Here is a 19,918-nt window from a genome sequence, read left to right on the forward strand (position 1 = left end):
CCCATCCGCCCCGTCACTCCACCGTGACGCTCTTGGCCAAGTTCCGGGGCTTGTCCACATCCGTCCCCCGCGCACAGGCCGTGTGGTATGCCAGCAGCTGCAGTGGCACCACGTGCAGCAGCGGGCTCAATGCGCCATAGTGTTCGGGCATGCGGATCACGTGGATGCCTTCGCTGCTTTCGATGTGGGTGTCGCCGTCGGCCAGCACGTACAGCACGCCGGCGCGGGCGCGCACCTCCTGCATGTTGCTCTTCAGCTTTTCCAAGAGGGCGTCGTTAGGCGCCACCGTCACCACCGGCATGGCGCTGGTCACCAGGGCCAGGGGGCCGTGCTTGAGTTCGCCGGCTGGGTAGGCCTCGGCATGGATGTAGCTGATTTCCTTGAGCTTGAGCGCGCCTTCCAGCGCAATGGGGTAGTGCAGGCCCCGGCCCAGGAAGAGCGCGTTTTCCATGCGCGCAAAGTCTTCGGCCCAGCTGATGAGCTGGGGTTCGAGCGCCAGCACGGCCTGCAGGGCCACGGGCAGGTGGCGCATGGCCTTGAGGTGGGCGGCCTCCTGCTCTTCACTCAGGCGGCCCTTGCTCTGCGCCAGGGCCAGCGTCAACAAGAACAGGCCTGCCAGCTGCGTGGTGAAGGCCTTGGTGCTGGCCACGCCAATCTCGACCCCAGCGCGGGTGATGTAGGCCAACTTGCATTCGCGCACCATGGCGCTGGTGGCGACGTTGCAGATGGTGAGTGTGTGGTGCATGCCCAACGACTGCGCATGGCGCAGTGCCGCCAGGGTGTCGGCGGTTTCGCCGCTTTGGCTGATGGTGACGACCAGTGTGCGCGGGTTGGGCACGCTGGTGCGGTAGCGGTATTCGCTGGCCACTTCGACCTGGGTGGGGATGCCGGCGATTTCTTCGAGCCAGTATTTGGCGGTGCAGCCACTGTAGTAGCTGGTGCCGCAGGCCAGGATCAAGACGTTGTCGATTTCCTTGAACACGCGCCAAGCAGCAGCGCCGGGCTCACCATGCTGGCCCGCACCATCAAACAGCTCGGGCACGATGCCGGCCAGGCCTTCCAGCGTGTCGGCAATCGCGCGGGGCTGCTCGAAGATTTCCTTTTGCATGTAGTGGCGATACGGCCCCAGCTCGGCAGCGCCGCTGTGGGCCTGCACGGTGCGCACGGGGCGCTGCCCGGTGGTTAGCGCATTGCCGTCCTTGCCCACGATCCAGTAGCGGCCCAGTTGCAGGTCCACCAGGTCGCCCTCTTCCAGATAGACGATCTGGTCGGTGACCCCCGCCAGGGCCATGGCGTCGCTGGCCAGAAAGTGCTCGCGCGATGACGAGGCGCCGGTGGCGTCCTTGCCCACGCCCAGGATCAACGGAGACCCCGCACGTGCCCCCACCACGCGGTGGGGTTCGTCCTTGTGCATGACCGCGATGGCATAGGCACCATGCAGTTCGGCCACGGTGGCCCGCACGGCGTCGAACAGGTCGCCGCTGTAATGGCTGTCCACCAGGTGGGCAATGACCTCGGTGTCGGTCTGGCTTGCAAACACGTAGCCACGAGCCTGCAGGCGGGCGCGCAGTTCTTCGTGGTTCTCGATGATGCCGTTGTGTACCAGCGCCACCCGGCCTGCGGCGTGCGCATGGGCGTCCGCGCCCGTGCCGTGGCTGAAATGCGGGTGGGCGTTGTGCACGGCGGGCGCGCCGTGGGTGGCCCAGCGGGTGTGGGCGATGCCGGTGGCGCCGTCGATGTGCTCGGTGCTCACCTGCTCCAGCAGCTCGGCCACGCGGGCGGTGCTGCGGGCGCGCTGCAGGCCGGCAGGGCGCGTGGCGTCGAGACTGGACGCATGCACGGCCACGCCGCAGGAGTCATAGCCCCGGTATTCAAGCCGCTGCAGGCCCCGCACGAGGATGGGAACGATGTTGCGCGTGGAGACTGCGCCGACGATGCCGCACATGGTGGTTGCCTTTGGTTGGAATGTGATGGGATGCGGCGATGGTAGGCAGCGTCAAAAAAAATTATTGATTGATTTTTAGAAAAATATGAACTTTAATTTCACCAATCATCAATGATGAAATTTTTGTTCATTTTCTGATTTTTAATGGAATCCATACCACTCGATGCCATTGATTTGCAACTGCTCAACCTGTTGCAGACCGATGCCGCGCAAAGCAACCAGGCCCTGGCCGAACAGGTGCACGTGTCGCCCCCCACCTGCCTGCGCCGCGTCAAGCGCCTGCACGATGCGGGACTGATCGAGCGGCAGGTGGCCATCCTGCAGCCCGACCGGCTGGCTGCCCTGCAAGGCCACGGGCTGGCGTGCATCGTGGAGGTGTCGCTGGACCGCCAGGGGGCCGAGCAACTCGACGCCTTCGAAGCCCGCGCCGTGCAGGAGGCCGCTGTGCAGCAGTGCTGGCGCGTCTCCCCCGGACCCGACTTTGTGCTGGTAGTGCACACACGGGACATGCCGGGCTACCTGGCGCTGTCGCAGCGGCTGCTCACCGGCGACGCCAACGTGCGCAATGTGAAGGCGTTCTTTGCAACCCGCCGGGCCAAATTTGAGACCAAAGTGCCGGTAGCGCTAGACTGATATACGCTGGCCGCTATCAATTTATTAGCAAAACCACCTGCATCCTCAACAGCGCCCTCTCACCACCTCGCCCCTCAGCCCCCCCTGACAGGCCCGGCAGCACATCCCACCACCCAGCAACGTCATCCATGCGACTGATGGGAATGGACCACGGTCATTTCTTGCTGGTATCGCCTGACCGGGCGTTGTAAGCTCCCCCGCACTTTCAACCTACCTGGCCGGTGGATGCCCCCGTGGCAGCACCGCCCTTCTCCAACACCCCCATGCCGACGCCCCGCCGCCAGATGCCCCGCCGCATCTACCCCTTGCGCATCCTGGGCATGGGGCTGGGCGGCATGGTGGTGGCGACGGTGCTGTGGGAGCGGCAAGCATCCCCCCTGGCCTGGACGGTGCTGCTGCTGGCCACGCTGGTGTGGCCGCACGTGGCCTACCTGCTCACGCGCCGCGCCGCCGACCCGTACGCCGCCGAGGTGCGCAACCTGCTCATCGACTCGGCGCTGGTCGCCGCGCTGGTGCCGCTGATGCATTTCAACCTGCTGCCCAGCGTGATGCTGCTCACCCTGACCATGGTGGACAAGATCACCACCGGCATCCGGGGACTGTGGGTGCGCGCCCTGTGGGTGATGCTGGCGGCCGGTGTGGCCAGCACTGCGGTCATGGGGCTGCACTGGGCGCCCGAGACCTCCATGCGCGTGATGGTGGCCTGCCTGCCGGTGATGTCGCTGCACACGCTGTCGGTCAGCGCCGTGAGTTACCAGCTCATCCGGCAGTCTGCGCGCCAGAACCAGATGCTGGACGAACTGCGCCGTGTGGACGCGCTGACCGGCCTGTTCGGGCGCGGCCACTGGCAAGAGCAGGCAGAGGCCGCGCTGCGCCGCCACCACACCACCGACGAGCCCGCCTGCATGCTGATGCTGGACATCGACCATTTCAAGGAGATCAACGACGCTTACGGCCACACTGTGGGTGATGAGGTCATCCGCGCACTGGCGCATGTGGTGCGAGGCAATGTGCGCGCCGGTGACTGCGCGGGGCGCTACGGCGGAGACGAGTTCGCCATCGTGCTGCCCGGCATGCATGCGCGCGACGCCCTGGCCATTGCCCAGCGCATCCGCGAGCAGACCGAAGGCGTGCGCCTGCGCAGCCTGCCCGAACTGCGCATCACCAGCAGCATCGGCGTGGCCCCGGCCGACCACCGCCACAGCAGCCTGCGCGCGTGGATCGACGCGGCCGATGCGGCGCTGTACGTCGCCAAAAACGGCGGACGCAATCAGGTGGCGGGGTGCATGGAACCGACGCTGGTGCCGGCGGTGTAGCCACCAGCACTGCGTTCAGGTTCAGGACTCGTCGGCGGCAACTGCAGGATTCACCGGCCACTGCACCCGCACCGTGCAACCCGCGCCCGGCACCGCCGTCGCGCTGACCTCTGCGCCGTGGCGCTGTGCAATGGCGCGGCACAGCGCGAGCCCCGTGCCCACCCCCTCGAACTCCGTCTCGCGGTGCAGGCGCTGGAACACGCCGAACAAGCTGCCCGCGCGCGCCGGGTCAAAGCCCACGCCGTTGTCCTGCGCGGTGAAGGCGATCTGGCCTGCGGGTGCCGCGTCCGCCAACACCGTGATGCACGGGTGCGCCACGGAGCGCGTGAACTTGAGGGCGTTGCCCAGCAGTTGCACCAGCAGATCCTGCAGCAGCGTCGGGTCGGCCCACAGCGTGGGCAAATCGGTGCCCACCCGCCATTCCACCGCGCGTCCGGCCTCGGCCGGGGCCAGCGTGGCGCGCGCCTGGGCAACGGCATCGGCCAGCGGCACGGGCTGCAGGCGCAGCGGCGCACGGCTAGCACGCACCAGGGCGTGCAGGCCGTCGATCATGAGCCCCATGCGGCGGGCGGACTGGTCCATGGTGGCGAGGAAGCCCAGGGCCTCTTGCACCTCGGCGCCCTGCACCACCTCGGGCGGCAGGTCGCCCAGTACCTCGCGCACCAGCGTGCCGTATGACGTCACATGCCGCAGCGGCGCACGCAGGTCGTGCGAGACGGCGCGCAAGAACTCCTCCTGCGCAGCCGCCATGTCGGCCACCTGCTGCTGGCTGCGGGCCAGTTCGGCGCGCAATCCCTGCAATTGCTGCAGCTCGTGATCGATGCTGGCGTCTGGGGCGCTCATGGCTTGGGTTGTTTGGTGGGGCGAGCCCAATTCGCAATGCTGATTTGCTTGCCCCGCGCCACGCTCAGCGCGCCGGGCGCCGTGCTCTTGGTGATGGTGCTGCCGCCGCCTACCGTACCGCCAGCGCCAATGGTCACGGGCGCCACCAGCACGCAGTTGCTGCCCACATGCACGTCGGCCTCGATCACCGTGCGGTGCTTGTTCGCGCCGTCGTAGTTGGCGGTGATGCTGCCCGCGCCGTAGTTCACGCGTTCGCCCACCGTGGCATCGCCCAGGTAGGCCAGGTGGTTGGCCTTGGCGCCGTCGGCCAGCGTGCTGTTCTTCACTTCCACAAAGTTGCCGATGTGCACTTCGCGGCCCAGTTGGGCGCCAGGGCGCAGGCGGGCAAAGGGGCCAATCAGCGCGCCCTCGCCCACCGTGGCACCAGCCTTTTCGCCGTCGATGTGGGTATAGGGGTGGATCACTGCGCCCGCTGCGATGCGCGCGTTGGCGATGCAGCAGTTGGCGCCAATGCTCACACCCTCGCCCAGCTCCACGCGGCCGGTGAAGACGCAATTCACGTCAATCTCCACGTCCTGGCCGCAGACCAGTTCGCCGCGCACGCCGGTGCGGGTGTCGTCGCGCAGGTCAAAGCGGGCCGGGTCGGCCAGGCGCACACCTTGCTCCATCAGCGCGCGGGCCTGACGCAGTTGGTGGGCACGCTCCAACTCGGCCAGTTGCAGCGGGCTGTTGACGCCCGCCACCTGCAGCGCGTCGGTGATGCGGTGGGCCACCACGGGCACGCCGTCGGCCACGGCCATGGCGACGATGTCGGTGAGGTAGTACTCGCCCTGGGCGTTGTTATTGGTCAGCCGCGCCAGCCAGGGCGTGAGCCGCCGCGCGGGCACGGCCATGATGCCGCTGTAGACCTCGGTGATAGCGCGCTGGTCTTCGGTGGCGTCCTTGTGCTCGACGATGCCTTGCACGGCGCCGTCGGCGTTGCGCACGATGCGGCCGTAGCCCGTGGGGTCGGGCAGGGTCACCGTCAGCAGGGCCAGCTTGTCGCCTTCGCTGACCGCCACCAGCGCGCGCAGGGTGTCGGCCTGCGTCAGCGGCACATCCCCCGACAGCACCACGGCCGTGCCGTCGTCCCGCAGGTGGGGCACGGCTTGCTGCACGGCATGGCCGGTGCCCAGTTGTGGCTCCTGCCGCACGAATTTCAAGTCAAAAGTGCTGGTAGCGCTAGTCGCGCTTGCGGTAGCTGCTTCTACTTCTGTAGCACCATGGCCGGTGATGACGATGGCGCTGCGGGCCTGCAGGTGTGCAGCCTGGTCCAGCACATGGTGCAGCAGCGGGCGCCCGGCCAGGCGCTGCAGCACTTTGGGGATGCGGCTTTTCATGCGCGTGCCTTTGCCGGCCGCCATGATGAGGATGTCGATTGGGGTCATGAAAATGGAAGGGGGGTTGCGCGGCACAAGCCCGGCGCGCGGGCATTGACTGGATTATCGGCTGCGGCCTACGGGGCGCAAAATGCTACATAAACAATAGCTTTCAGCGCATGATTGACAGGCGCTTGCGGCCTATTTGAACCAAAACCTGGCGCTACAACAGCGGCATCAGCCGGGGTGGCGTGTCGTAGTACTCGGCAATGCGCGCCAGCGCGCGGGTGTTGAGCAGGCGCAGCCGCCCGTTTTTCAGCTCGTGCAGGCCCAGCTGGGCCAGGCGCCGCAGCGTCTTGTTGGTGTGCACCAGCGACAGCCCGAGCGCATCGGCAATGTGCTGCTGGTTGAGCGGAAAGCCCACCGACCCGTCTTCCACCAGCCCGATGCGGTCGAGCCGCCGGTACAGGTGCATCAGCAGCATGGCCACGCGCTCGGTGGCGTTGCGGCGGCCGGCGGTGAGCAGGTTGTCGTCCACATGGCCCTCCTCGTGCGCCGACAGCCAGGTGATGTCGTAGCCCAGGCGGGGGTGTTCGCGGAACAGCGCCCACAGGCTGTCGTTCTGGAACACGCACAGCGAGCAGTCGGTCAGCGCCTCGATGCCGTGCGCCGATACATCGCCAAACTCCTGCTGCAACCCGACCAGATCGCCGGGCAGCAAGAAGTTGAGGATCTGGCGGCGCCCGTCGCTCAGCGTCTTGTAGCGAAACGCCCAGCCGGAATACAGCGTGAACAGCTTGGCGTTGGTCTGGTTCTCGCGCACCAGCGCACCGCCGGCTTCCACCGCCATGGTCTCGCTGCGAAAGCCCTGGATGAAGTCCAGCACCTCCGGCTTCACGGCGGTGAATGCACCGGTCTTGCGCAGCCGGCAATTGGTGCAGGCCGGAGGACAGACATGGGCGGGCAAGGTGGCGTTCATGAAGGAGCGATTCTAGGGACGGGAATCATGCCGAAACAGCTCGTTGCAACAAAGCTGCACGCGATGTGCCATCGCTGTCGCCTCTATGTCTTTTGACATTGCGCGGGCACCTTGCGCCCCCTACATTGGGCTGCATCTATGAATCTATCCCCCGCCCTGTATGAGGTGCTCTACGTGAGCACCATCGCCCCCGATCAACCGCTGAGCGTGGTGGCCGAAATTGCGGGGCGCGCGCGCTTTGTGAATGCCGAACTGGACATCACGGGCCTGCTGATCTTTGACGGACAGCGCTTTTGCCAGCAGCTGGAGGGCCCGCAAAAAGCCGTGCTCAAGCTCATCGAGCGCATCCGCAACGACCCCCGCCACATCAACGTGGAAGTGCTGCACCACGGCCCCCTGGCGGGGCGGCGATTCCAGCACTTCAGCCTGGCGTTCAGCACCGTCGAAGACGTGGACGCACTGGCCCGCATGGAGCTGCTGGATGGCGACGCGGCGCTCGCCGCGTTCGAGGCCGTGCGGGGCGAGCTGGTGCTCTGACACGCAGCCTCGCACCGCTTTCAACTAAGAGCGGCTACCAAAACTCAGCGAAGCGGTTCTGGCTAGGCGCTGTGTCGCAGGCAGTACGAGCAGTACGACAAGACACAGCAACGACGCCAGAAGAGTTTTGTTAGCCGCTCTAAACCCTTCCTAGGTCCAGCGCCGCAGGATCAGCGTAGCGTTGACGCCGCCAAACCCAAACCCGTTGAGCATGGCGTGCGTAAGCGCCATGGGCCGGGGCCGCAGCGCGACCAGGTCCAGCCCCTCGGCCAACGCATCGGGCTGGTGCAGGTTCAGCGTGCCGGGCACCACCTGGTCGCGCAGCGCCAGCGTCGTGAAGATGGCGGCCACCGCGCCTGCTGCGCCCAGCAGGTGCCCGGTGGCCGACTTGGTGGAGCTGATGGCCACCGGCGCGTTCGCACCAAACACCCGCCGGATGGCGGCCAGCTCGCCCCGGTCGCCCACGCCGGTGGAGGTGGCGTGCGCGTTCAGGTGCTGCACGTCCTGGGCCGTGAGGCCCGCCTGCGCCAGCGCGGCCTGCATGCTGCGCGCGGCGCCGTCACCGTCTTCGGGGCCGGAGGTGATGTGATACGCGTCGGCCGACGTGCCGTAGCCCACCAGCTCGGCCAGCGGCGTGGCGCCGCGCGCCAGCGCGTGGTCCAGCGCCTCGATCACCAGCATGCCAGCGCCTTCGCCCATCACAAAGCCGTCGCGCTGCGCATCGAACGGGCGTGAGGCCTGCTCGGGTGTGTCATTGAACGCTGTGCCCAATGCCTTGGCCGCTGCAAAGCCGCCCAGGCTCACGCGGTCGATGGCAGCCTCGCTGCCCCCGCACACGGCCACATCGGACTCGCCGCTGCGGATCAGGCGCGCGGCGTCGCCAATCGCCTGCACGCTGGCGGCGCACGCGGTGACGGGTGCGCCCAGCGGCCCTTTCAGCCCGTGGCGGATCGACACCTGCCCCGCCGCCAAATTGACCAGGAACGACGGCACCGTGAACGGCGACAGCCGCTGCGGCCCGCGCGTGTCCGTGGTGCGCACCGCCTCGGCAATCGCGCCGAAGCCGCCGATGCCCGAGGCGATGACCGTGGAGGTGCGCTCACGCGCCCGCTCGTCGGCTGGCGGCCAGCCTGCCTGGGCCAGCGCCTGTTGCGCAGCGCCCAGGGCAAAGGGGATGAAGCGGTCCATCTTGCGCTGGTCCTTGGACGAGACGATAGCGTCCACATCCCAGCCGCCCTCGGGGTCTTGCGTCACGTCGGGCACCTGCCCCGCGACCCTGGCAGCGATGCCCTCGGTCACCGCGTCCGACAGGCGCGACAGGCCGGAGCGCCCGGCCAGCAGGCGCTGCCAGGCCAGCTCCACGCTACAGCCCAACGGCGACACCAGGCCCATGCCCGTGACCACCACGCGGCGCATCAGGCCACTCCCTTGTTGCTACACACACCACTTGCTTTTTGCATGGATTCACCTCGTCAGACATTTGGGTGCAGCGGTTCTGCACGTTTATGATTGCAATCGTCATCATAAACCGCAAACCCATTTTGCGTACGACCGCAATCAATAAGAGGCTTCCATGAAGGTTTCCAAAGCACAGGCCGCAGAGAACCGGCAGGGCATCCTGGACGCAGCAGCCCGCCTGTACCGCGAGCGGGGGCTGACCGGTGTGGGCGTCGCCGACATCACGCGCGATGCCGGGCTGACGCATGGCGGGCTGTACCGGCATTTCGCCTCCAAAGAAGCGCTGGTGCAGGAGGCGTGCACCAAGGCGTTCGACTGGTCCATCCCCGTGCTGGATGGGGAGCGGCCCCACGCGACGGTGAGCGACCGCGTCCGGCGCTACCTCTCACCCGAACACCGCGACGCGCCGGGTTCGGGCTGCCCCGTGGCCGCGCTGGCGGTGGACGCCGCACGGGCGGGCGGCGGGGTGTCTGAAGTGTTTGCCCAGGGCATTGAGCGCAACATCCAGCGGTTTGCCCAGTTGCTGGCCGACAGCGCGGCCGATGCGAGCGGCAGCGCCGCGCCATCGCCCCAAGACCGCGCCCGCGCCATCCATGTGCTGGCCACCATGGTGGGCGGGATGGTGCTGGCGCGCGCCACCGCAGCGGCCCAGCCTGCGTTGTCGAACGAGCTGATGCAGACGCTGCAGACGCAGCTGACAGACTGGCTGGAAGACGGTACCCCCAGCCCTTCGGACCGATAAAAAAAGGGCTGCCAGCGCTTGTTCAACAAGCACCGGCAGCCCTTCGAGAGTCACATCACCGGGAGCAAGGCGCCCCAGGGATCAAATCAGGCGCAGCAGGCGTCGCCCCAGGCGGGAGCCCCATTGCCCACCGACGCACGGCGCCACCACGTGGCAGGGCGCGCATCGGCGGCATCGCCACGCACCCAGCGGTACTGCAGGCGGCGGCCGTTCAGGGGTTCGACCACCACCGACTGGCCGGCCGCCACGGGCAGCGACTGACCGGCGCACAGGAACATGTCGCTGCCGTCGCCGAGGCCCTGGCCCAGCGTGACCCAGGCCTGGCCTTCGGCAATGCGCAGGGTCATCGCGGCCTTGGGGGCCAGGGTGACGGCGGCGCCTGCGGCCACCTGCCCCGCCTCACCGGCGGCAGCGCCCGTGGCGCGGGAAGATGCAAACAGATGCAAAGCGTGAGAGGTTGTCATGGCTTTCTCCGGGTTAACCCTAATATGACCGTATGGTGCGCTGGTTGCAGAACAACGTCCAATGAAAAGCACGGCACCGATTGATGCTTTTCCTGCATGAGCCGCTCAAACGGTTCTGCGCTGTAGCGGTGCTGCTATCCGAAGCAGAGCAAACCGGGCCAGGCCAGCGGCAAACCGCCCCCCAGCGCCGGCCACACCGGCCAGCGCCGTGCCCAGCGCACGGCCGCCCTGTCCCAGCGCCTGTCCCAAGTCGCGCAGCGGCTGCACCACGCCACATTCCCAGTCCCGGGCGGCCTGGCTGGCGGGCCTTGTCAGCGCGGAGGCTGTCCGCGCATCCCAGCGGAAGGCCACCCCCTCCGCGCCGCCCTGGGGATTCCACGCCTCCATCACCACATGCTGCCCCGGCGCAACCGTCAGCTGTTCGCCCGGCTGCAGCACATGGTCCACCGCGGCGCCCGGCAGGTCCCCCAATACGCCGCGCAAGGTGACCCACGCCTGCCCCTGGGCGATCTGCAGCACGCCATGGGAGTTGGGCCGCAAGGACAAGGCTTGGCCTGTGGCCAGTTTCCAGCAACCGGCCGCGCGACGGCCAGCCGTGGCGGCATGGACGGATTGTTGCGATTCCAGAACGTTGCGGGGGGACATGACAGGCTCCTTGGCTTCAGTAAAACGTGTTGAGGAGCCTGAATGGTGCGCCTTGCACCGTACACAGTCCAATGAAAACGCGGTACGCTATTCATTCCATCGACGCATGAATCATCCATTGCAGGAATGCCGCCATGACCTCTGCCGAATACTCCCCCGCCGTCTTGCGCACCCGGCCCGTGGCCACAGGGCACTGGCGCGCTTTCCTGGCCGTGGCCAAGCACCTCAACTTCCGCGCGGCGGCCGACGAGTTGGCCCTTACCCAGTCGGCCGTGAGCCGCCAGATCCAGGCGCTGGAAGAAGAAGTGGGCGTGCCCCTGTTCCTGCGCCACACACGCGCGGTGGAGCTGACCAGCGCGGGCGCACAGCTGCAGCGCGCCGTGGGCCCGGCACTGGAGCGCATGGACGCCGCCGTGCGCCTGGTGCGCCAGACGGCCGGGCGACGCAGCGTGGCCATCACCACCTGGGCCAGTTTTGCATCGATGTGGCTGATCCCGCGCATGGAGGAGTTCCAGCGCGACAACCCGGGCATCGACATCCGCATTGATGCGAGCGACGTACAGGTGGACCTCGAAACGTCGGACGTGGACCTGGCCCTGCGCTACGCCATGCCCGCCGGGGCCACGCAGGGCGGCATCCGCCTGTTCGGCGAGCAACTGGCCGTGGTGGCCAGCCCCTGGCTGCTCAAGAGCGGCAAACCGCTGCGCACCCCCTCCGATGTGGCGCAGTTCACCCTGATCGAGGCGGGCGACGCCCACCGCACGCACTACCTGGAATACCTGAGCTGGCGCCGCTGGTTCGACACACGCGACCTGACCAAGCTGCAACCCCAGCGCTGGCTGTACTTCAACTACGCCCACCAGATCGTGCAGGCCGCGCTGGCCGGCCAGGGCCTGGCGCTCGCGCGCATGCCGCTGATTGCCGATGCCCTGGCCGCAGGCGACCTGGTGGAGGTGCTGCCCGGCCACCGCATCGACTCGCCCCTGGCCTACTGGCTCATGGTCGGGCCGCGCAGCGCGCAGCGGCCGGAGATCAAGGCGTTTTGCGCCTGGCTGCAGGTGCAGGCCGAGGCCACCCGCCAGGCGATTGGCGATGTGCCCGACCCGGATTTGAACGACAACCTGGACGGGTCATAAAAAAAGCGCTGGACCTCGCGGTCCCAGCGCTTTTATCTTGATAGCTGCCAGCGCATATTTTTCTAGCACTTGCGGCTGTTTTAACCCCAAATCAGGCCAACGTTACCCGTGCAAACTTGCGCTTGCCCACCTGCACCACGTAGGTGCCGGCGGCCAGCTTCAGGCCCTTGTCGCTGACCACGCTGCCTTCCACGCGCACGCCGCCGCCGTCGATCAGGCGGTTGGCCTCGCTGGTCGAGGGGGCCAGGTTGGCCTGCTTGAGCAGTGCGCCGATGCCCAGCGGTGCGCCCGACAGGCTCACCTCAGGGATCTCATCGGGCACGCCGCCCTTGCTGCGGTTGATGAAGTCCTGCTCCGCCGCGTCGGCGGCGGCAGCACTGTGGAAGCGCGTGGTGATCTCCTTGGCCAGCATGACCTTGGCGTCCTTGGGGTTGCGCCCGCCTTCCACCTCGGCCTTGAGCGCGGCGATCTCGGCCAGGCTCTTGAACGACAGCAGGGTGAACCAGTCCCACATCAGGGTGTCGCTGATCGACAGCACCTTGGCGAACATGGTGTTGGCGTCCTCGGCAATGCCGATGTAGTTGTTCTTGGACTTGGACATCTTGTCCACGCCATCCAGGCCCACCAGCAGCGGCATGGTGAGCACACACTGCGGCTCCTGGCCGTATTCCTGCTGCAGGTGGCGGCCCATGAGCAGGTTGAACTTCTGGTCGGTGCCGCCCAGTTCCAGGTCGCTCTTCAACGCCACCGAGTCGTAGCCCTGCATCAGCGGGTACAGGAACTCATGCACCGCGATGGACTGGCCGGTGGTGAAGCGCTTGTGGAAGTCGTCGCGCTCCATCATCCGGGCCACGGTGTAGCGGGAAGCCAGCTGGATCATGCCGCTCGCACCCAGGGGCTCGCTCCACTCGCTGTTGTAGCGAATCTCGGTTTTTGCCGGGTCCAGCACCATGCTGGCCTGCTTGTAGTAAGTCTCAGCATTCACCTTGATCTGCTCGGGCGTGAGCGGCGGGCGGGTGCTGTTGCGGCCCGAGGGGTCGCCAATCAGGCTGGTGAAGTCGCCGATCAGAAAGATGACCTGGTGGCCCAGATCTTGCAATTGCCGCATCTTGTTCAGCACCACCGTGTGGCCGATGTGGATGTCGGGGGCCGTGGGGTCCAGGCCCAGCTTGATGCGCAGCGGCTGGCCGGTGGCCTCCGAGCGCACCAGCTTCTTGACCCATTCGTCCTGTGGCAGCAGCTCTTGCACACCGCGCAGCGAGATTTCGAGGGCTTGTCTTACACCATCAGAGACCGGGGTTGTTGTAACAGCAGATTGATTCATAAGGGTTTTTTGGGATGTCTAGACAGCATGCACCGCTATACTTCAGCCCACATTGCAGAGGCGGATTCTAGTGGGCCCGCCGTTTCGACCTGTTTTTCATCAACCTGTCGAATGGCTGCAGCCTGACAGTCTGTGCTCCTGGCCCCGCCCCGCATACGCACCGGGGGTGTGCCACGGAACCGCAATCACCCTGGGGATAGACCTTTGATTCACGGCCTCACGACGGTCCGCACCGCCAGCATCGCTTTGCTTGACCGGCTGTCCCGCACAATCCAGCAACATCCCAAACGCATCACCGCCGCCGTCGCAGCCATCCTGCTGACGGGTGGTGGCGGCGCATTTGCCGTGGCCTCCTTTGCACCCGATCCGGCCGAGCTGCCGGTGCGCATGGTGAACTACCCGGTCGAGTCGCTGGCCGAGAACATGGTGTTGGGCCAGCTCGACGCTCCCAGCTTTTCGCTGTTCCGCTCCGAACAGGTGCGCAGCAGCGACACCCCCGAGTCGCTGCTGCAGCGCATGGGCGTGGCCGACCCGGCCGCCGCTGCCTTCATGCGCAGCGACACACCGGTGCGCCAGAACGTGCTGGGCCGCACCGGCCGCATCGTGTCAGCCGAAACCACCGACGACCACCGCCTGATTCGCCTGACGGTGCGCTGGGTGCCGGACGACAGCGGCAACTTCCGCCGCCTGATCGTCGAACGCACGGGCGACAACAAGTTTGCGACCCGCATCGAAACCGCCAAGATGACGACCAACAGCCGTCTGGCGGGCGGCATCATCCACAGTTCGCTGTTTGCCGCCACCGACGCGTCGAACATCCCCGATGCCGTGGCCGTGCAGGTGGCCGAACTGTTCTCGGGCAACATCGACTTCCGGCGCTCGCTGCGCAAGGGCGACCGCTTCTCGGTGGTGTACGAAACCCTGGAAGCCGACGGCGAGCCTCTGTCCAGCGGCCGCGTGCTGAGCGCCGAGTTCGTCAACAACGGCAAGACCCACCAGGCCATCTGGTTCCAGGAGCCCAACGCCGCCAAGGGCGCCTACTACACGCTGGACGGTGAAAGCATGCGCCGCGCCTACCTGACCTCGCCCGTCGAGTTCTCGCGCGTGACCAGCGGCTTCAAGATGCGCCTGCACCCCATCCTGCAAACCTGGCGCGCCCACCTGGGCACCGACTTTGCAGCCCCCACAGGCACCGCCGTGCGCACCGTGGGTGATGGCGTGGTGGAGTTTGCGGGTGTGCAGAACGGCTACGGCAACGTGGTGTTCGTCAAGCACCGCAACCAGCATGTCACGGTGTATGCCCACCTGAGCCGCATCGACGTGCGCCAGGGCCAGTCGGTCGAACAGGGCCAGACGCTGGGCGCCGTGGGCGCCACCGGCTGGGCCACCGGCCCGCACCTGCACTTCGAGTTCCGCGTCAATGGCGTGCACCAGGACCCGATGACCATCGTCGCCCAGAGCGAAGCCGCCGCACCGGTGTCTGCAGCCGCCCGCCCTGCGTTTGACCGCCTCGCTGCCAACATGCGCGTTCAGCTGAACGCGGCCGCGCTCATCGAGCAGGCCAGCGCAGACTGATCCCGGCTTACCAACGACGCCCCCCACCCGGCAGGCCATGTCCGATCTGTACATCGGCCTGATGTCGGGCACCTCGCTCGACGGGATCGATGGGGTGCTGGCCGATTTCTCAGGCCCGCGCCTGCAGGTCACGCACCACGCCAGCGCCGCCTTTGCCCCCGCACTGCGCGCCGAGCTACTGGCCCTCAATACCCCCGGCGACAACGAGCTGCACCGCGCAGCCCTCGCAGACAATGCGCTATCCCGAGCCTATGCCGAGGTGGTGCACACCCTGCTGCAGCGCAGCGGCCACCCGGCAAGCGCCATCCGAGCGATAGGCGCCCACGGGCAGACGGTGCGCCATCGCCCCCAGGAATTTGACGGCACAGGCTACACCCTGCAGTTGGGCAACCCCGCCCTGCTGGCCGAGCTGACAGGCATCACCGTAGTGGCCGACCTGCGCAGCCGCGATGTGGCTGCAGGCGGCCAGGGTGCGCCGCTGGTGCCCGCCTTTCACCAGGGCGTGTTCGGCCGGCCGGACGAGACGGTGCTGGTGCTGAACATTGGCGGCATCTCCAACCTCAGCGTGCTGGGGGCAGATGGCAGTGTGCTGGGCTTCGACTGCGGCCCGGGCAACGCCCTGATGGACCACTGGTGCCAGCAGCACACGGGCCAGCCGTTTGACAAGGACGGCGCCTGGGCCGCCACCGGACAGGTGCTGCCGGGCCTGCTGGCCGCGTTGCTGCAGGAGCCCTATTTGCACAAGGCGCCCCCCAAGAGCACAGGGCGCGACCTGTTCAACCCCGCCTGGCTGGCCGCACACCTGCAGCCCTTTGCGCAGGCCGCTGCGGCCGATGTGCAGGCTACATTGACCGAATTCACCGCAAGCGCTAGTGCAATATGCGCCAATAGCTATCTAAACAATAGCAAAACCCTGGCCGTATGCGGTGGTGGCGCGCTCAATGGCCAGCTCATGCAGCGGCTGCAGGCCGCCTGCCCGTCCCTGCGGGTAGTGGCCACCGATGCGCTGGGCCTGCCTGCCCTGCAGGTGGAGGCCGCCGCGTTTGCCTGGCTGGCGCGCCAAGCGCTGCAGGGAGCGCCAGGCAACCTGCCCAGCGTGACGGGCGCCGCGGGCCCTCGCGTGCTGGGCGCGGTGTACCCGGCCTGATTCGTCGGCTCACGCAGCACTGGGCAGGGCGATCAGCCGTGGTCCCCGGCATCGACCGAGGCGCCTGCCTGGGTGCCGGACCGGTCTTGCGGCGACAGTTGCCAGAAGATACCGGCCGATGCCACCGTGATCAGCCCCATGCAGGCAAACGTGGCCTGAAAGGCTTGCAGGGTCTGCGCTGTGCCCGAAGGCTGGAAGAAATCGGTGAACGCCGCCAACACGGCCCCCGCCGCAGCCACCCCCATGCCCATGGCCACCATCTGCACCATCGACAGCAGGCTGTTGCCGCTGCTGGCCATGTCGTGCCCCAGGTCCTTCAGGGTCACGGTGTTCATGGCCGTGAACTGCAGCGAGTTCACCGCCCCAAACACCGCCAGCTGCACCACATGCACCCACAGCGGTTGCGAGGGCGCCGCCAGCCCGAAACTGGCCATGGTCACCCCCACCAGCAGCGTGTTGCCCACCAGCACCTGGCGGTAGCCAAAGCGGGTGATCAGCGTGGTGGTGAACCGCTTCATGGACATGCCCGCCACCGCCACGGGCAGCATCATCATGCCCGCCTGCAGCGGCGAATAGCCCATGGTGACCTGCAGCAGCAACGGAATCAGGAACGGCATGCACGAGCTGCCCAGCCGCGCAAACAGATTGCCCAGCAGCCCGATACGCAAGGTGTCCACCGAGAACAGCCGGGGCGAAAACAGCGGGTCAGGCCGCCGCGCCGCGTGCAGCCAGTAGGCCACCAGGCTGGCCAGCCCGAAGATCATGAGCACCAGCACACTCGCCTGCCGCAACCCCAGGCTGGCCAAGCCATCCAGCGCCAGCGACAGCGCCACCATGCCAAAGGCGAGCATCAGATAGCCCGCCAGGTCAAACCGTGCCACCGTCGGCGCAGCCACCCCGGGCATGTAGCGCATGGTGGCGGCACAGCCCACCAGCCCCACCGGCACGTTGATCAGAAAGATCCAGTGCCAGGAAGCCACCTCGACCAGCCAGCCGCCCAGGGTCGGTCCGATCAGCGGACCGATCAGCCCGGGGATCGCCACAAAACTCATGGCCTGCAAGAACTTCTCGCGCGGGAAGGTGCGCAACACCACCAAGCGCCCCACCGGTAGCAGCAGCGCGCCCCCCAGCCCCTGGAGCACCCGGGCGGCCACCAACTGGGTCAGGCTGTGCGACAGCGCACAAAACACCGAGCCCGCCACAAAAAACACGATGGCCAGAAAGTACACCCGGCGCGCACCAAACCGGTCGGCCACCCAGCCCGATGCCGGAATCAGCATCGCCATGGCCAGCGAGTACGCAACAACCACCGACTGCATGCGCAGCGGGCTCTCGCCCAGGCTCTGCGCCATGGCGGGCAGCGCGGTGTTGACGATGGTGGCGTCCAGCGTCTGCATGAAGAAGCCGACGGCCACCAGCCACAGCAGCACTTTCTGGGAGGGTTCCTGATGCATGGGTTGCAGAGCTTTCCAAACGAAACAAGCGGCCCCATGAAAAAACCGCCCGAAGGCGGTTCATTCAGTCAGCAGCGGGGGTGCAGGTCTTTGCCTGGCACAACGATCTTCAAGCCGAGAAGCTGGAGCCGCAGCCGCAGGTGGTCGTGGCGTTGGGGTTCTTGATCACGAACTGCGCGCCTTGCAGGTCTTCCTTGTAGTCGATCTCGGCGCCCACCAGGTACTGGTAGCTCATGGCATCGATGAGCAGCGACACACCGTTCTTGGTCATGGTGGTGTCGTCTTCGTTGGTGATTTCATCAAAAGTGAAACCATACTGGAAGCCGGAGCAGCCGCCGCCTTGGACAAACACCCGCAGCTTCAGGTCGGGGTTGCCTTCTTCGGCAATCAGGTCCGCCACCTTGGCCGCCGCGCTGTCGGTGAACAGAATGGGGGCGGGCATTTCGGTCTGGATGTTTTCGGCAACTGCGCTCATGGGGTACTCCGGGTTCAGGGTTTGCAGGGAATACTACTGCAAACCTCTCGGGAATTCAGATCACTGGCTGTTTGACGCTAACTTCAGTGGGGGCTTTTCCTCCACCAGCACCGCCGTGGGGATCAACTGCCCCGCAATCACGGCCCCCTGGTGCATCTCCAGCGCCTTGTAATGCACATTGCCGGTGATCTGCGCCTTGGGCTGCAGCTCCAGCAGTTCGCCCGCATGCACGGGGCCCTGCACCTGGCCGTTGATGATCACGTGGTCGGCATGCACCGCGCCCTCGACCCGCGCGGTTTCGGAGATCACCAGGATGCTGGGCTGGTCCGCGGCCGCCCGGATATCGCCGACCACATCGCCATCAATGCGCATGCCCTCGGCAAAATGCACATTGCCTTCGATCTTGGTGCCCTGTGCCACCAGGCTTTTGATGGGTGGCTGCTTTTTGCGCGAGAACATGGTCGGAAGACTCCTGAAGGAGCAGGCGGTACAAAAGCCCGCTTGCGAATGGAAAACGTGCCAGCCAATCGGCAGGTTGTGGGCAGCGGCTGCTGCGTAGGTTGCCTGGGCGAGGGCATCGAAACCAGATCAGCGCATCCACCGTCCGCCCGCACTATTCGACGGCCATGGTCTGGCTGGTGCGTACGGTGGCGCCCTCCAGCACGCGCGCGGTCACGGTTTTTACCACGGCCTGGGGGGGCAGATCGAGCACCCCCTCGATGCGGCGGTACTGCTTGACCTGCAGCGGCTGGCCCTGGGGAGGCTGGGTCTGTGTCCACGGTTTGCCGTCCAGCGTGCCCGCCAGCACCAGTTCCAGGCGCCCGTTGAACTCGGGTGCATTGCGGGCCGCCTGGATGACCAGCACCTGCCAGCGCAGTTGCATCCCGCCCAGCACCTCCGCCTGCAGCGCGCGAATGGCCAGCCCATCGGTCTTGGCGGCAGGGATCAGCTTTTCGAAGAAGCCCAGGTCCTCGCGCAGCGTGCGGTTGTCGGCTTCAAGCTGGCGTACCTGTGCCATCAGGCTTTCCTTGGCGGCACGCTCGGTGGCCAGCAAACTTTCGGCGGTCAACGCCACCGTCTGGCGCTCCTGGCCCTCTTCGCGCAGGCGGCTGATCTCTGCCCTCATCTGAACCACTTCATCGCGCGACACGGTATCAATTCCGGCAATGGACTTGCCGAACTCGAAGGCCCACAACGCTACGGCGGCGCAAAAACCCATGACCACGGCCAGGGCCAGCCAGCGAAAGGGCCAGGGCAAGGCGCTGCGGATGGCCACGCGGGGGGCGCTGATGGTCAACCGACGGCGAAGCAGGCGAAAGCGCATGGGCTCGACGGGCAGGCCCGGGAAGGCGCTCCCCCAAAAAAGAAAAGAGCGCACCATAAACGAAAAAACCGCCCGAAGGCGGTTTTTCTCTGTAAAGCACTCGCAGGGAGCACTTTGCAGTGGATGCTGCCCAGAGCAGCATCCGGCAGGGCCCAATGCTTAACGCTTGGAGAACTGCTTGGCGCGGCGTGCGGAATGCAGACCGACCTTCTTACGTTCGACTTCGCGTGCATCACGGGTCACGAAGCCGGCTTGGCTCAAGACGGACTTCAGGGATGCGTCGTAATCGATCAGGGCACGGGTGATGCCGTGGCGGGCAGCGCCAGCCTGGCCGGATTCACCGCCACCGTGCACGTTGATCTGGATGTCGAAGCTTTCGACATGGTTGGTCAACGCCAGCGGTTGCTTGGCAATCATGATCGAGGTTTCACGGCCGAAGTACTGCTGAATGTCTTTGCCATTCACAGTGATCTTGCCGGAGCCTTTTTTCAGAAACACGCGGGCGACGCTGGACTTGCGACGGCCGGTGCCATTGTTCCATTCACCAATCATCTCAAGGCTCC

At 66.4% G+C, this 19,918-nt stretch carries 20 protein-coding genes; 7 read left to right on the forward strand and 13 right to left on the reverse strand.

Annotated features, from left to right (window positions below):
• Positions 1-13: 13 nt before the first annotated feature.
• Positions 14-1,945 (reverse strand): glutamine--fructose-6-phosphate transaminase (isomerizing), encoded by a 1,932-nt coding sequence (gene glmS / locus C380_RS20185; RefSeq protein WP_015015701.1) that lies wholly within the window; start codon positions 1,943-1,945, stop codon positions 14-16.
• Between the two features lie 144 nt (positions 1,946-2,089).
• Here glmS and C380_RS20190 point away from each other — a divergent pair, with 144 nt between their 5' ends.
• Positions 2,090-2,578, forward strand: a complete 489-nt coding sequence (locus C380_RS20190; RefSeq protein WP_015015702.1) for an Lrp/AsnC family transcriptional regulator — start codon at positions 2,090-2,092, stop codon at positions 2,576-2,578.
• Positions 2,579-2,841: 263 nt separating this feature from the next.
• Positions 2,842-3,894, forward strand: coding sequence for a diguanylate cyclase (locus C380_RS20195; protein WP_043566949.1), 1,053 nt, complete (start codon positions 2,842-2,844; stop codon positions 3,892-3,894).
• A 21-nt stretch (positions 3,895-3,915) separates the two neighbouring features.
• Here the strand turns inward: C380_RS20195 and C380_RS20200 are convergent, their stop codons facing one another.
• The 3 genes from C380_RS20200 to C380_RS20210 all read right to left on the reverse strand — a co-directional run bounded on the left by C380_RS20200 (position 3,916) and on the right by C380_RS20210 (position 7,074).
• Positions 3,916-4,737, reverse strand: coding sequence for an ATP-binding protein (locus tag C380_RS20200; RefSeq protein WP_015015704.1), 822 nt, complete (start codon positions 4,735-4,737; stop codon positions 3,916-3,918).
• Positions 4,734-6,164, reverse strand: coding sequence for a bifunctional UDP-N-acetylglucosamine diphosphorylase/glucosamine-1-phosphate N-acetyltransferase GlmU (gene glmU / locus C380_RS20205; RefSeq protein ID WP_015015705.1), 1,431 nt, complete (start codon positions 6,162-6,164; stop codon positions 4,734-4,736). Before glmU ends, C380_RS20200 begins: the two co-directional genes overlap by 4 nt.
• A 154-nt stretch (positions 6,165-6,318) precedes the next feature.
• Positions 6,319-7,074: a Crp/Fnr family transcriptional regulator gene (locus C380_RS20210; protein WP_015015706.1), complete on the reverse strand. Its 756-nt coding sequence runs from the start codon at positions 7,072-7,074 to the stop codon at positions 6,319-6,321.
• A 138-nt stretch (positions 7,075-7,212) separates the two neighbouring features.
• Between C380_RS20210 and C380_RS20215 the strand changes: the two genes are divergently transcribed.
• Positions 7,213-7,611: a BLUF domain-containing protein gene (locus tag C380_RS20215; RefSeq protein WP_015015707.1), complete on the forward strand. Its 399-nt coding sequence runs from the start codon at positions 7,213-7,215 to the stop codon at positions 7,609-7,611.
• A 150-nt stretch (positions 7,612-7,761) separates the two neighbouring features.
• Here C380_RS20215 and fabF read toward each other — a convergent pair whose 3' ends face one another.
• Positions 7,762-9,027: a beta-ketoacyl-ACP synthase II gene (fabF, locus tag C380_RS20220; RefSeq protein ID WP_015015708.1), complete on the reverse strand. Its 1,266-nt coding sequence runs from the start codon at positions 9,025-9,027 to the stop codon at positions 7,762-7,764.
• A gap of 157 nt (positions 9,028-9,184) precedes the next feature.
• Here fabF and C380_RS20225 point away from each other — a divergent pair, with 157 nt between their 5' ends.
• Complete coding sequence (locus C380_RS20225; RefSeq protein ID WP_015015709.1) at positions 9,185-9,811, forward strand: TetR/AcrR family transcriptional regulator; 627 nt, start codon at positions 9,185-9,187, stop codon at positions 9,809-9,811.
• Between the two features lie 86 nt (positions 9,812-9,897).
• Here the strand turns inward: C380_RS20225 and C380_RS20230 are convergent, their stop codons facing one another.
• A complete protein-coding gene (locus C380_RS20230) occupies positions 9,898-10,275 on the reverse strand; it encodes a DUF2917 domain-containing protein (RefSeq protein WP_015015710.1) in 378 nt (125 codons plus the stop codon).
• Between the two features lie 105 nt (positions 10,276-10,380).
• A complete protein-coding gene (locus C380_RS24120; RefSeq protein ID WP_015015711.1) occupies positions 10,381-10,920 on the reverse strand; it encodes a DUF2917 domain-containing protein in 540 nt (179 codons plus the stop codon).
• Between the two features lie 134 nt (positions 10,921-11,054).
• On the opposite strand from C380_RS24120, the gene C380_RS20240 reads away from it, so the two are divergent.
• On the forward strand, positions 11,055-12,056 hold the full coding sequence (locus C380_RS20240; protein ID WP_015015712.1) for a LysR substrate-binding domain-containing protein: 1,002 nt from the start codon (positions 11,055-11,057) through the stop codon (positions 12,054-12,056).
• A gap of 91 nt (positions 12,057-12,147) precedes the next feature.
• Here C380_RS20240 and tyrS read toward each other — a convergent pair whose 3' ends face one another.
• Positions 12,148-13,380: a tyrosine--tRNA ligase gene (gene tyrS, locus C380_RS20245; RefSeq protein WP_015015713.1), complete on the reverse strand. Its 1,233-nt coding sequence runs from the start codon at positions 13,378-13,380 to the stop codon at positions 12,148-12,150.
• Positions 13,381-13,584: 204 nt separating this feature from the next.
• On the opposite strand from tyrS, the gene C380_RS20250 reads away from it, so the two are divergent.
• Entirely contained in the window at positions 13,585-14,955 is a 1,371-nt protein-coding gene (locus C380_RS20250; RefSeq protein ID WP_015015714.1) for a M23 family metallopeptidase, read from the forward strand.
• Positions 14,956-14,992: 37 nt separating this feature from the next.
• Positions 14,993-16,102: an anhydro-N-acetylmuramic acid kinase gene (locus C380_RS20255; protein WP_015015715.1), complete on the forward strand. Its 1,110-nt coding sequence runs from the start codon at positions 14,993-14,995 to the stop codon at positions 16,100-16,102.
• Between the two features lie 32 nt (positions 16,103-16,134).
• Here the strand turns inward: C380_RS20255 and mdtD are convergent, their stop codons facing one another.
• From mdtD to rpsI, 5 genes are all read right to left on the reverse strand, one after another.
• A complete protein-coding gene (mdtD, locus tag C380_RS20260) occupies positions 16,135-17,556 on the reverse strand; it encodes a multidrug transporter subunit MdtD (RefSeq protein ID WP_015015716.1) in 1,422 nt (473 codons plus the stop codon).
• Positions 17,557-17,665: 109 nt separating this feature from the next.
• On the reverse strand, positions 17,666-18,031 hold the full coding sequence (gene erpA / locus C380_RS20265; RefSeq protein WP_008907234.1) for an iron-sulfur cluster insertion protein ErpA: 366 nt from the start codon (positions 18,029-18,031) through the stop codon (positions 17,666-17,668).
• A gap of 60 nt (positions 18,032-18,091) precedes the next feature.
• Positions 18,092-18,490, reverse strand: coding sequence for a polymer-forming cytoskeletal protein (locus C380_RS20270; protein ID WP_015015717.1), 399 nt, complete (start codon positions 18,488-18,490; stop codon positions 18,092-18,094).
• A 154-nt stretch (positions 18,491-18,644) separates the two neighbouring features.
• A complete protein-coding gene (locus tag C380_RS20275; RefSeq protein WP_043566953.1) occupies positions 18,645-19,355 on the reverse strand; it encodes a DUF6776 family protein in 711 nt (236 codons plus the stop codon).
• 159 nt (positions 19,356-19,514) lie between these two features.
• Positions 19,515-19,907 carry a 30S ribosomal protein S9 gene (gene rpsI / locus C380_RS20280; RefSeq protein ID WP_015015719.1) on the reverse strand — a complete coding sequence of 131 codons (393 nt, stop codon included), beginning with the start codon at positions 19,905-19,907 and terminating at the stop codon, positions 19,515-19,517.
• Positions 19,908-19,918: the final 11 nt, after the last annotated feature.

The sequence above is a fragment of the Acidovorax sp. KKS102 genome (assembly GCF_000302535.1).
Lineage (GTDB): Bacteria > Pseudomonadota > Gammaproteobacteria > Burkholderiales > Burkholderiaceae_C > Acidovorax.

Bases quoted from the DNA above. Each gene is read 5' to 3' on its own strand.
- C380_RS20255 (WP_015015715.1), top strand. From the start codon at position 14,993: ATGTCCGATCTGTACATCGGCCTGATGTCGGGCACCTCGCTCGACGGG.
- C380_RS24120 (WP_015015711.1), bottom strand. From the start codon at position 10,920: ATGTCCCCCCGCAACGTTCTGGAATCGCAACAATCCGTCCATGCCGCC.
- C380_RS20200 (WP_015015704.1), bottom strand. From the start codon at position 4,737: ATGAGCGCCCCAGACGCCAGCATCGATCACGAGCTGCAGCAATTGCAG.
- glmS (WP_015015701.1), bottom strand. From the start codon at position 1,945: ATGTGCGGCATCGTCGGCGCAGTCTCCACGCGCAACATCGTTCCCATC.
- rpsI (WP_015015719.1), bottom strand. From the start codon at position 19,907: ATGATTGGTGAATGGAACAATGGCACCGGCCGTCGCAAGTCCAGCGTC.
- C380_RS20225 (WP_015015709.1), top strand. From the start codon at position 9,185: ATGAAGGTTTCCAAAGCACAGGCCGCAGAGAACCGGCAGGGCATCCTG.
- C380_RS20195 (WP_043566949.1), top strand. From the start codon at position 2,842: ATGCCGACGCCCCGCCGCCAGATGCCCCGCCGCATCTACCCCTTGCGC.
- fabF (WP_015015708.1), bottom strand. From the start codon at position 9,027: ATGCGCCGCGTGGTGGTCACGGGCATGGGCCTGGTGTCGCCGTTGGGC.
- C380_RS20215 (WP_015015707.1), top strand. From the start codon at position 7,213: ATGAATCTATCCCCCGCCCTGTATGAGGTGCTCTACGTGAGCACCATC.
- erpA (WP_008907234.1), bottom strand. From the start codon at position 18,031: ATGAGCGCAGTTGCCGAAAACATCCAGACCGAAATGCCCGCCCCCATT.
- mdtD (WP_015015716.1), bottom strand. From the start codon at position 17,556: ATGCATCAGGAACCCTCCCAGAAAGTGCTGCTGTGGCTGGTGGCCGTC.
- C380_RS20230 (WP_015015710.1), bottom strand. From the start codon at position 10,275: ATGACAACCTCTCACGCTTTGCATCTGTTTGCATCTTCCCGCGCCACG.
- glmU (WP_015015705.1), bottom strand. From the start codon at position 6,164: ATGACCCCAATCGACATCCTCATCATGGCGGCCGGCAAAGGCACGCGC.
- tyrS (WP_015015713.1), bottom strand. From the start codon at position 13,380: ATGAATCAATCTGCTGTTACAACAACCCCGGTCTCTGATGGTGTAAGA.
- C380_RS20240 (WP_015015712.1), top strand. From the start codon at position 11,055: ATGACCTCTGCCGAATACTCCCCCGCCGTCTTGCGCACCCGGCCCGTG.
- C380_RS20275 (WP_043566953.1), bottom strand. From the start codon at position 19,355: ATGCGCTTTCGCCTGCTTCGCCGTCGGTTGACCATCAGCGCCCCCCGC.
- C380_RS20190 (WP_015015702.1), top strand. From the start codon at position 2,090: ATGGAATCCATACCACTCGATGCCATTGATTTGCAACTGCTCAACCTG.
- C380_RS20270 (WP_015015717.1), bottom strand. From the start codon at position 18,490: ATGTTCTCGCGCAAAAAGCAGCCACCCATCAAAAGCCTGGTGGCACAG.
- C380_RS20210 (WP_015015706.1), bottom strand. From the start codon at position 7,074: ATGAACGCCACCTTGCCCGCCCATGTCTGTCCTCCGGCCTGCACCAAT.